Below are 10684 nucleotides of genomic sequence, written 5' to 3'. Positions count from 1 at the left end.
CCGCACGCCTCTCGATGGGCTGAAAAAGATGCTGGATAATAAAGCATGACCCGCACAACGGCTAGCGCCGCCGGAGACCACCCGATGCACCATGAAGACCTGCGCCTTCAGCAGCTGAGCCAATGGCTGGACCAGCAGTTGCCCACCCTGTTCGCTGATGAAGGCTGGGGCCCCGTGCCTGCCGCCACGCTGGTTCCGGCCAGCAGCGACGCGAGCTTTCGTCGTTACTTCCGCTGGGAGGCCGACGGCCGCACCCTGATCCTGATGGACGCGCCGCCGCCGCGCGAGGACTGCCGCCCCTTCGTCAAGGTGGCCGGCATGCTCGCCGAGGCGGGCGTGCACGTGCCACGCATCCTGGCTGCCGATGTCGAGCAGGGCTTCCTGGTCCTCGATGACCTGGGACGCCAGACCTACCTTGACGTCATCAATGCCGAAAACGCCGATGCACTGTTCGATGACGCCCTGCAGGCGCTGCTGACGTTCCAGCAACGCAGCCTCGACGTGCCCATGCCCAGCTATGACGATGCCCTGCTGCGTCGCGAACTGCAGCTGTTCCCCGAGTGGTACCTGCAGCGTCACCTGGGGATCGAGCTGCAAGGCGAGCGCCTGGCGGCCTGGCAGCGCATTTCCGACCTGCTGATCGGCAGCGCCCTGGCCCAGCCCCAGGTGCTGGTGCATCGCGACTACATGCCGCGCAACCTGATGCTGAGTACCCCGAACCCGGGCGTGCTGGATTTCCAGGACGCGGTCTACGGTCCGGTCACCTACGACGTCACCTGCCTGTTCAAGGACGCCTTCCTCAGCTGGCCTGAGGAACGCGTTGCCGGTTGGCTGGAACGCTACTGGGTCCAGGCCCGCGCGGCCGGGATTCCGGTCCAGGCCGATTTCGCCGAGTTCCGCCGCGCCAGCGACCTGATGGGCGTGCAGCGCCACCTCAAGGTCATCGGCATCTTCGCCCGCATCTGCCATCGCGACGGCAAGCCCAAGTACCTGGGCGATGTGCCGCGCTTCTTTGCCTATATAGATGCAGTGATCAAGCGCCGTCCGGAACTGGCCGAGCTGGGTGAGCTGCTCTCCAGCCTGCCCCGGGACGAGGCCATCGCCCAATGAAGGCCATGATTCTCGCGGCGGGCAAGGGCGAGCGCATGCGCCCCCTGACCCTGCATACCCCGAAGCCGCTGGTACGCGCCGCCGACACGCCGCTCATCGAGTTCCATCTGCGGGCGCTGGCGGAGGCCGGCATTCGCGAACTGGTGATCAATCATGCCTGGCTCGGCCAGCAGATCGAGGATCACCTGGGCGATGGCGCGCGCTTCGGCCTGTCCATCCGCTATTCCGCCGAGGGCGAACCCCTGGAAACCGGCGGCGGCATCTTTCGCGCGCTGCCGCTGCTGGGGGATGAACCCTTCCTGGTGGTGAATGGCGATGTCTGGACTGACTTCGACTTCCGCCGCCTGCGGCAACCGCTGCATGGCCTGGCCCACCTGGTGCTGGTGGACAATCCGGCCCACCATCCGCGCGGCGACTTCCGTCTCGAGGGCGAGCGTGTGAGTGATGCGCTGGAGGGGGAGCCCAGCCTCACCTACAGCGGCATTGCCGTACTTCATCCGCGCCTGTTCGCGGACTGCCAGCCCGGCGCCTTCAAGCTGGCGCCGCTGCTGCGCCAGGCCATGGCTGCCGGCCTGGTGAGCGGGGAGTACTTCGCCGGACGCTGGGTGGATGTCGGCACCCACGAGCGCCTGGCGGAAGTCGAACGCCTGCTGACGGCGGAGGCCTGAGTTGGTCTGGCCCGGCACTCTGATCGGCGTTGTTGCCGGCTTCGCCCTGGCGAGCATCCCGGGCGCCATGCTCGGTGCGCTGCTGGGCCAGGTGTTCGACCGGCGCCTGCAGCTGGAATCCTGGGGCGACCTGCGCGCGCGCCTGCGGGGCGATCCCGCCATCGAAGAGCAGGATCTGCTGTTCGTCCTGCTCGGCCGCCTGGCCAAGAGCGATGGACGGGTGCAGGAAGCCCATATCCAGCAGGCGCGCCTGGAAATGAAGCGAATCGGCCTGGATGACGTCGGGGCCCGTCGGGCCATTGCGGCCTTCAACCGTGGCAAGGCCGGCAGCGACAATCTGCAGCCCAGCCTGCGCGTGCTGAAGGGCGAGCGTCTGGCCGTGGAGCGCCTGCTGCGCAGTTGCTGGCAGATGGCCGCAGCCGATGGCCGGATCGGCCAGCGCGAGCGGGAACTCATCCTCCAGTGGGGGCATTGGCTCGGCCTTCCGGCATCCCGGGTCGAGGCGCTGGGGGCCGGTTACGACATTCCCCATGGCCTGCCCCCCAGGCGCGGCAACAGCTACAAGGAGGCCCTGATCCTGCTGGGGGTGACTGCCGACTGCGAGCCGGCGGTGATCAAGCGTGCCTACCGCCGCCTGCTCAGCCAGAACCATCCGGACAAGCTCGCCGGCTCGGGTGCCAGCCCGGCCCTGGTGCGTGCCGCCACCGACCGCACCCGCGAGCTGCACAGCGCCTACAACCTGATCCGCGAGCGTCACGGCTTCCGCTGAAGCGCCCCTCGGGGTGGCTCGCGCCGGGTTCCTGTCTAGATCGAGGGACCTGCGGCGGCCCTGGATGGCGCCTTGCTGGCGTCCGCTTCCAGATGCTGGCTCAGCCAGCCGCGAATGCGCCGGATGAGCTGCTCCTGTTCGATGCGTCGATCAGCCGGCAGGCCTTTCATGGCGACCTGGACATAGGCCGGGTGCTTCTGCCGCTTGCTCGCGTGCAGGCGGCGCAGGGCGGCGTCGCGGTCTGTGGGCTGGTCCTTGTAATAGAAGTCGCCAGTGGCCAGCTTCAGCGCGGGCAGCGAGTCCTCCAGCGCAGGCTCGTAGCCAACCGGCAATTGCGCTGCCACCAGCAGGAGGTTGCGCACGTCCTTCGGTTCGTTGGCCGCGAGGTACTGCGTCGCCCAGTAGGCGCCGGTGCCATGCCCCAGCAGCACGATTGACCCGGGTTTCTGCTGGCGGGCGAAGGCCAGCGCGGCGTCGATGCGGGCGAATATGCGCGTGGTCTGGGCCTTCTGGATGGCATCGCGGGACAGCGGCGGAGGCGCCGGATCGGTATCGGGTTCGGCGCTGCCGGCCTGTTCGGTATTGGCGGGGCCGTCCTCTTCAGCCTTCTCCGGACTTACTGCCGGTTCCGCCCGGGTCGGCTCCTCGGTTTTCAGGGGGCGGGGCGGCAGCGGGTCGCCGCTGGGGTCCGGCAGGGTCAGGGCGAGGGTGCTCCAGCCGGCGTCCGGCAGCTCGCGCCGCAGCGGCCCTACAGCCTCGGGCCAGTCGGCGCTCTCGCCTTCGCCGGGAAGGAGAATCACCAGTCCGCTGGGCTCATCGACATTCGCGGGCTGCCAAAGCACGAGGAAGCTTTCCTCGCCGGCCTTGAGTCGCTGGTGCTCGCGCGCGGGTAGCTGGCGCTCCAGGCCGCTTGCTGCCTCCCGGCTGCGTTCTTCCAGGGGCGCTCGCTCCGCTGCTGGCGCAATCTCCTTCGCTGCTACGTCTTCTTCGGCCAGCAGCACGGGGGAAGTGGGCAGCAGGGCGAGGCAAAGGGCTGCGAGGGCAGGGCGAACGGCGCGGGACATCGAGGGCTTCCTGGTCAAGCTGGGAAGCAGGAGCCTAATGGCTCGTTGTGCATTTGTCAGGCCAGGCCTTCGCATGGTGTGCCACCGCTGGAGTAAGGTATGTCGGCTGTTTCCTCCGGTTGCGGTTGGCCATCCATGATCCGTGTGCTCCTTTCCCTGTTGTTTGCGTGCAGCCTGGCGATGTCCGCTCTGGCCGCGCCGAGCCATCTGTCCCTGGACGAAAACCAGCGGCAATGGCTCGAGAATCATCCCCAGCTGCGTGTCGGCGCCGTGCTCCAGGCGCCCTATGTCCAGCTGGATCGCCGTCTGCAGCAACTATCGGGCGCCAACGTCGAGCTGATGAACTGGCTGGCCAGGGACATGGGCGTGGAGCTGATCTGGCGTACCTACGACAGCCAGGCCGAACTGGAACGGGCCCTGCGCGGCGGGCAGATCGACCTGGCGCCGGGCCTTGGCCAGACGCCTGCCGGCCTGCGTCTGTGGTTGTTCTCCGACCCCTACCTGCGGGTTTCCCAGCTGCTGGTGGGGGAGCGGGAGGGCAGCGCGGCGGTGGATCTGGAACAGCTCGATGCCACGTCGCCCGTAGCCCTGCGCCAGCCCAGCGCGGTGGCCGATTACCTGCGTGTCACCTATACCAATCTCGAGCTCAAACCCATGGCCAGTGAGCGGCAGGCGCTGCAGGCGCTGCTCGCCGAGCAGGTGCGCTACGCCGTGGTGGATGAGGCCCAGCTCAGCCGCTTGTCCCGCGAGCAGGAGTTCGCCGGGCTGGCGGTGGTGGGCGATATCGGATTCCCGCAGCTGCTGCGGGTCGCCTCGCGCAAGGACTGGCCGGAGCTGGCCGCGGTCATCGACATTGCCCTGCGCAGCCTGCCGGCCAAGGAACTCGAGCAGCTCCACGAGCGCTGGCTGCAGCCGAAGTATCCGCGCCTGGGTGAGTCCGCGGGTTTCTGGCAGAACCTCAGCCTGTTGCTGGGCGTGCTGCTGCTCGCTGCCGCAGCCATCATCACCTGGCTGCGCCGGCAGCGGCGTCGGCTGGAGCGGCAGTTGCTGGATGCGCGCCACGCCCTGCAGGTGCGCGAAGCGGCAGAAGAGGCCCTGCGTCTCACCCAGTTCTCCATCGACCACAGCACCCTGGGCATCCTCTGGGTGAACTGGGACAGTCACGTGCGCTACGCCAACCGTGCCGCCGAACAGATGCTCGGCTATGCGCCGGGCAGCCTCGCGGAGCGCCCCCTGGTCGACTTCCAGCCCGAACTGAACATGGACCGCTGGCTCGATCTCTGGCGCCGTGTGCGCAACAGCGACGAGGGGCCGCTGAGCTTCGAGACCCGCTGCCTGCGCCCTGACGGAAGCTGGCTGCCGGCGGATGTGTCGCTGAGTTTCCTGCGCTTCGGTTCTTCCGAATACCTGGTGGTGTTCCTCTCCGACGCCACCGAGCGCCGCCGCGCCCGCGAGGCACTCGAAGAGAGCGAGGCGCGCCTGAAGGGCATCGCATCCAACGTGCCCGGCCTGGTGTTCCGTCTCGAGCGGCCGAAGGCCGGCGCAGCGTCGGCCTTCGCCTTCATCGGCGAAGGCAGCGAGGGCCTGGTGGGCTACAGCGCCAGCGAGCTGCTGGACACGGGGCGTGGCATCCGCGGCCTGGTCCATCCCGACGACCGTGAGAACTATTGGGAAAGCCAGATGCAGGCGCTGGACGGCGATCGCGACTGGCACTGGCAGGGGCGCATCCTCACCCGCGACGGTGAGCTGCGCTGGGCCGACATCAAGGCCAGTGCCCGGGTCTTCGATGACGGCCGCGCGGTCTGGGACGGTGTGGTCTGGGACATCACCGGCAACAAGCAGATCGAACTGGAGCTGGGAGCTTCCCGCGCCCAGTTGCGCGAGCTGTCGGCGCACCTGGAAAGCGTGCGTGAGGAAGAGAAGGCGCGCATCGCCCGGGAGGTCCATGACGAACTCGGCCAGGTGCTCACGGTGCTCAAGCTGGAGACTTCCATGTGCGAACTGGCCTACGCCGAGCTCGACGCCGGACTCAAGGAGCGCCTGGACAGCATGAAGCGGCTGATTGCCCACCTGTTCCAGCTGGTGCGCGATGTGGCGACTGCATTGCGGCCGCCGATCCTCGACGCCGGCATCGCCTCGGCCATCGAATGGCAGGCGCGCCGCTTCGAGACTCGCACCCATATTCCCTGTCTGGTGGAGGTGCCCGAGCAGCTGCCAAAGCTGTCCGATGCCAAGGCGGTGGGCCTGTTCCGTGTTCTGCAGGAGGCGCTGACCAACGTCATGCGCCATGCCGAGGCGCATACTGTTGCGGTAAGCCTCAGTGTGGAGGACGGCATGATCTGCCTGCGCATCAGCGACGATGGCCGTGGTTTCGATACCAGCGCCAAGGGGGGTGGATCATTCGGCCTGGTGGGCATGCGCGAGCGCGTGCTGATGCTGGGCGGCAGTCTGCAGATCGAGAGCCAGCCGGGCGAGGGCACCACCCTCTGTGTGCGCGTGGCGTTGAATAAGGAGAAGGTGGCGTGATCCGAGTACTGGTGGCTGAAGACCACACTATCGTCCGTGAGGGCATCAAACAGCTCATCGGCCTGGCCAAGGACCTTTGCGTGGCGGGGGAGGCCGGCAATGGCGAGCAGTTGATGGAAGCGCTGCGCCAGACGCCCTGCGAAGTGGTGCTGCTGGACATCTCCATGCCCGGCGTGAACGGTCTGGAAGCCATTCCGCGCATCCGCGCCCTAAGCAATCCGCCGGCGGTGCTGGTGCTGTCCATGCACGACGAAGCGCAGATGGCGGCGCGGGCGCTGAAGATCGGCGCCGCCGGCTACGCCACCAAGGACAGCGACCCGTCCCTGCTGCTCACCGCGATCCGCAAGGTGGCCTCAGGCGGCCGTTACATCGATCCGGACCTGGCCGACCGCATGGTCTTCGAAGTGGGACTGACCGACGCCCGGCCGGCTCATACCCTGCTGTCGGAGCGTGAGTTCTCGGTGTTCGAGCGCCTGGTGCGCGGCGAGGGGGTGAACGAAATCGCCCAGCAACTGGCGGTCAGCAGCAAGACCGTGAGCACCCACAAGGCGCGCCTGATGCAGAAGCTCGGATTGCACTCGGTAGCCGATCTGGTGAAGTACGCCGTGGAGCATAAGCTGCTGTGAATGTCCGACAATGACACTAAGATTTGTAGGGCAATTCCTACAAAAAATCCTCTCCAAGCCTTATAGCAATCTCTCATAACGCCCGATTTGCGTGGTTTGCCGCCTTCTCTAGGCTTTGATCTACGGCAGACACAAAAATAAAGGTGCGTTATGGCCGAGACACAAGGCAACGACATCCTGGTCAGCTTTCGCGGCGTGCAGAAGAGCTACGACGGCGAGACCCTGATCGTCAAAGACCTCAACCTGGATATTCGCAAAGGCGAATTCCTCACCCTGCTCGGGCCGTCCGGCTCCGGCAAGACCACCAGCCTGATGATGCTCGCCGGGTTCGAAACCCCCACCAACGGCGAAATCCTCCTGGCCGGTCGCTCCATCAACAACGTGCCTCCGCACAAGCGCGACATCGGCATGGTGTTCCAGAACTATGCGCTGTTCCCGCACATGACGGTGGCCGAGAACCTGGCCTTCCCGCTCACGGTGCGTGGCATGAGCAAGACCGACGCCAGCGAGCGGGTCAAGCGCGCGTTGTCCATGGTCCAGCTGGACAGCTTCCGCAACCGCTACCCCGGCCAGCTTTCCGGCGGCCAGCAGCAGCGCGTCGCCCTGGCCCGCGCCCTGGTGTTCGAACCCCAGCTGGTGCTGATGGACGAACCCCTCGGTGCGCTGGACAAGCAGCTGCGTGAACACATGCAGATGGAGATCAAGCACATCCACCAGCGCCTCGGCGTGACCGTGGTCTACGTGACCCACGACCAGGGCGAAGCCCTGACCATGTCCGACCGCGTGGCCGTGTTTCATCAGGGCGAGATCCAGCAGATCGCCCCGCCGCGCGAGCTCTACGAGCTGCCGAAGAACACCTTCGTGGCCAACTTCATCGGCGAGAACAACCGCCTGAGCGGCCAGCTGGAAAGCCTTGACGGCGAGAAGTGCGTGGTTCGCCTGGCCCGCGGCGAGAAGGTCGAGGCGCTGGCGATCAACGTCGGCAAGCCGGGCGAGCCGGTGACCCTGTCGATCCGCCCAGAGCGCGTGCGCCTGAACGGCCACAGCGAGAGCTGCGTGAACCGCTTCTCCGGCCGCGTCGCCGAATTCATCTACCTGGGCGACCACGTGCGTATCCGCATGGAGGTCTGCGGCAAGCCCGATTTCTTCGTCAAGCAACCTATTGCTGAGCTCGACCCCGCACTGGCGGTAGGCGATGTGGTGCCGCTCGGCTGGCAAGTGGAGCACGTCCGCGCACTGGACCCGCTTCTGGCGGAATGACGCGGCAGCGCCAACGCATTAGCAACCCTGCACTGTGGAGAAAACAACAATGTCGAAATCCCTGAAACTCACCGCCATCGCCCTCGGGTTGGCCTGCGCCGCACAGGCCATGGCGGCCGACCTGACCGTGGTGTCCTTCGGTGGCGCCAACAAGAATGCGCAGGTCAAGGCGTTCTACGAGCCCTTCCAGAAGAGCACTGGCGACAAGATCATCGCCGGCGAATACAACGGTGAAATGGCCAAGGTGAAGGCCATGGTCGACACCAACAGCGTTTCCTGGAACCTGGTGGAAGTGGAGTCGCCCGAGCTGTCCCGTGGCTGCGATGAAGGCATGTTCGAAGAGCTGGACGCAGCCCAGTTCGGCAACGCCGAAGATTTCGTCCCCGGTGCCCTCCAGCCGTGCGGTGTGGGCTTCTTCGTATGGTCCACCGTGCTCGCCTACAACGCCGACAAGCTGAAGTCCGCCCCCACCGGCTGGGCCGATTTCTGGGATGTGAACAAATTCCCGGGCAAGCGCGGCCTGCGCAAGGGTGCCAAGTACACCCTGGAATTCGCCCTGATGGCCGACGGCGTTGCGCCGAAGGACGTCTACACCGTGCTCGCCACCAAGGAAGGCCAGGACCGCGCCTTCAAGAAGCTCGACGAGATCAAGCCGAGCATCCAGTGGTGGGAAGCCGGCGCCCAGCCGCCGCAATTCCTCGCTTCCGGCGACGTGGTCATGAGCTCCGCCTACAACGGCCGTATCGCTGCCGTGCAGCAGGAAAGCAACCTGAAAGTGGTGTGGACCGGCGGCATCTATGACTTCGACTCCTGGGCTATCCCGAAGGGTGCCAAGGATCTCGACAAGGCCAAGGAATTCATCGCCTTCACGGTCAAGCCCGAGCAGCAGAAGGCCTACTCCGAGAGCATCGCCTACGGCCCGGCCAACACCCAGGCGGTTTCGCTGCTGGACAAGAGCCTGCTCAAAGACATGCCGACCACTCCGGAGAACATCAAGGACCAGGTCGCCATGGACGTCACCTTCTGGGCTGACTACGGCGAGCAGCTGGAACAGCGCTTCAACTCCTGGGCGGCCAAGTAAGGTCGTCGCAATTCCCCTCTCCCACCGGGAGAGGGGCTGGGGGTGAGGGGCGTTTTCCTCACCCCGGCCCGAGGTTTTGTACGAGAAGTCGTCGAGCGAAGGTCAGGCGAGGCAAAAATTGGTGAGGAAGCGGACTGGGCTCGCACCCGAGTTAACGACTGTTAATGAGCATTCCGAACCGATTTTTAACGAAGCATCACCGAGCGCAGGCAGTTTTCGTACATAACCCAAGGGCTGAAAGTCCAACCCTGTTCCAACGGAGTTCGCCATGGCCACTGCAGTGCCCCTGAACGAGGTCGCCGGCCCCAGCCTCAAGCAGCGCCTCGCCCGAGCCGAGCGGATGAACCGCCTGAAATCCCAGGCGCTGATCCTGCCGCTGCTGATCTTCCTCTTGCTGACTTTCCTGGTGCCCATCGGCGCGCTGCTTTACAAGAGCGTGAACAACCCGGAAGTGGTCGGCTCCATGCCGCGCACGGTCGACGCCATTTCCAGCTGGGATGGCAAGGCGCTGCCCGCCGAGCCGGTGTACAAGGCGCTGGCCGAAGACCTGGCCGCAGCGCGCAAGAACCAGACCATCGGCGACCTTTCCAAGCGCCTGAACATGGAACTGGCCGGCTATCGCAGCCTGATGGCCAAGACCGCACGCGCACTGCCGTTCAAGACCGAGCCGGCTTCCTACAAGGAGGCCCTGGAGAGCCTGGACGAGCGCTGGGGCGACCCGGCCTACTGGCAGGCGATCCGCCGCAATTCCAGCCACCTGACCCCCTATTATCTGCTGGCCTCCCTCGACCATCGCATCGATGATCTGGGCGAGATTGCCCCGGCCACGCCGGATCAGGCCATCTACCTGGACATCTTCGCCCGTACCTTCTGGATGGGCGCGGTGATCACCGTCATTTGCCTGCTGCTCGCCTACCCGCTGGCCTATCTGCTGGCCAATCTGCCGACGCGCCAGAGCAACCTGCTGATGATCCTGGTGCTGCTGCCGTTCTGGACCTCGATCCTGGTGCGCGTCGCTGCCTGGATCGTGCTGCTGCAGTCCGGTGGCCTGATCAACGGGGCGCTGATCAAGCTCGGCCTGATCGACCAGCCGTTGCAGCTGGTGTTCAACCGCACCGGCGTCTACATCTCCATGGTGCACATCATGCTGCCGTTCATGATCCTGCCGATCTACAGTGTGATGAAGGGCATTTCCCCCAGCTACATGCGTGCGGCGATTTCCCTCGGCTGCCACCCGTTCGCCAGCTTCTGGCGGGTGTACTTCCCGCAGACCGTGGCGGGCGTAGGCGCCGGTTGCCTGCTGGTGTTCATCCTGTCCATCGGCTACTACATCACCCCGGCGCTGCTGGGCAGCCCGAACGACCAGATGGTCAGCTACTTCGTCGCCTTCTTCACCAACACCACCATCAACTGGGGCATGGCCACGGCCCTGGGCGGCATGCTGCTGTTCGCCACCCTGGTGCTGTACGTGGTCTACACCTGGCTGGTCGGCGCCGGCCGTCTGCGTCTGGGTTGAGAACGCCTCCAAAGGAGGCCATCCGATCCCCCTCTCCCGCGTGCGGGAGAGGGTGGCCCTAAGG

9 protein-coding genes are annotated in these 10684 nt (G+C 65.8%); 8 read left to right on the top strand and 1 reads right to left on the bottom strand.

Features of this window, described 5'->3' with window-relative positions; translation table 11 throughout:
* Positions 1 to 84 precede the first annotated feature (84 nt).
* From ACFW0B_RS07200 to ACFW0B_RS07190, 3 genes are read left to right on the top strand one after another with little or no spacing between them, the layout of a single operon-like run.
* The gene (locus tag ACFW0B_RS07200; protein ID WP_449147395.1) at positions 85 to 1110 is read left to right on the top strand and encodes an aminoglycoside phosphotransferase family protein; all 1026 of its coding nucleotides are present in this window, start codon (positions 85 to 87) and stop codon (positions 1108 to 1110) included.
* Positions 1107 to 1778, top strand: a complete 672-nt coding sequence (gene murU / locus ACFW0B_RS07195) for an N-acetylmuramate alpha-1-phosphate uridylyltransferase MurU (protein WP_449147250.1) — start codon at positions 1107 to 1109, stop codon at positions 1776 to 1778. Before ACFW0B_RS07200 ends, murU begins: the two co-directional genes overlap by 4 nt.
* Before the next feature lies 1 nt (position 1779).
* Positions 1780 to 2547: a TerB family tellurite resistance protein gene (locus tag ACFW0B_RS07190; protein WP_449147249.1), complete on the top strand. Its 768-nt coding sequence runs from the start codon at positions 1780 to 1782 to the stop codon at positions 2545 to 2547.
* 35 nt (positions 2548 to 2582) lie between these two features.
* Here the strand turns inward: ACFW0B_RS07190 and ACFW0B_RS07185 are convergent, their stop codons facing one another.
* Positions 2583 to 3611 carry an alpha/beta hydrolase family protein gene (locus ACFW0B_RS07185; protein WP_449147248.1) on the bottom strand — a complete coding sequence of 343 codons (1029 nt, stop codon included), beginning with the start codon at positions 3609 to 3611 and terminating at the stop codon, positions 2583 to 2585.
* A 180-nt stretch (positions 3612 to 3791) separates the two neighbouring features.
* On the opposite strand from ACFW0B_RS07185, the gene ACFW0B_RS07180 reads away from it, so the two are divergent.
* The 5 genes from ACFW0B_RS07180 (at position 3792) to ACFW0B_RS07160 (ending at position 10620) form a co-directional block, all read left to right on the top strand.
* Positions 3792 to 6137, top strand: coding sequence for a PAS domain-containing sensor histidine kinase (locus ACFW0B_RS07180; protein ID WP_449147394.1), 2346 nt, complete (start codon positions 3792 to 3794; stop codon positions 6135 to 6137).
* Positions 6134 to 6763: a response regulator gene (locus tag ACFW0B_RS07175; protein ID WP_449147247.1), complete on the top strand. Its 630-nt coding sequence runs from the start codon at positions 6134 to 6136 to the stop codon at positions 6761 to 6763. The genes ACFW0B_RS07180 and ACFW0B_RS07175 overlap by 4 nt, the downstream gene beginning before the upstream one ends.
* Before the next feature lie 150 nt (positions 6764 to 6913).
* A complete protein-coding gene (locus ACFW0B_RS07170; RefSeq protein WP_449147246.1) occupies positions 6914 to 8023 on the top strand; it encodes an ABC transporter ATP-binding protein in 1110 nt (369 codons plus the stop codon).
* 49 nt (positions 8024 to 8072) lie between these two features.
* Positions 8073 to 9104: an ABC transporter substrate-binding protein gene (locus ACFW0B_RS07165; protein WP_449147245.1), complete on the top strand. Its 1032-nt coding sequence runs from the start codon at positions 8073 to 8075 to the stop codon at positions 9102 to 9104.
* A 268-nt stretch (positions 9105 to 9372) separates the two neighbouring features.
* Positions 9373 to 10620 carry an ABC transporter permease gene (locus tag ACFW0B_RS07160; RefSeq protein WP_449147244.1) on the top strand — a complete coding sequence of 416 codons (1248 nt, stop codon included), beginning with the start codon at positions 9373 to 9375 and terminating at the stop codon, positions 10618 to 10620.
* The last annotated feature ends 64 nt before the right edge of the window (positions 10621 to 10684 follow it).

The sequence above is a fragment of the Metapseudomonas phytobenefica genome (assembly GCF_043392685.1).
Classification (GTDB): Bacteria; Pseudomonadota; Gammaproteobacteria; order Pseudomonadales; family Pseudomonadaceae; genus Metapseudomonas.
This window is presented reverse-complemented; position numbering and strand designations above follow the sequence as displayed.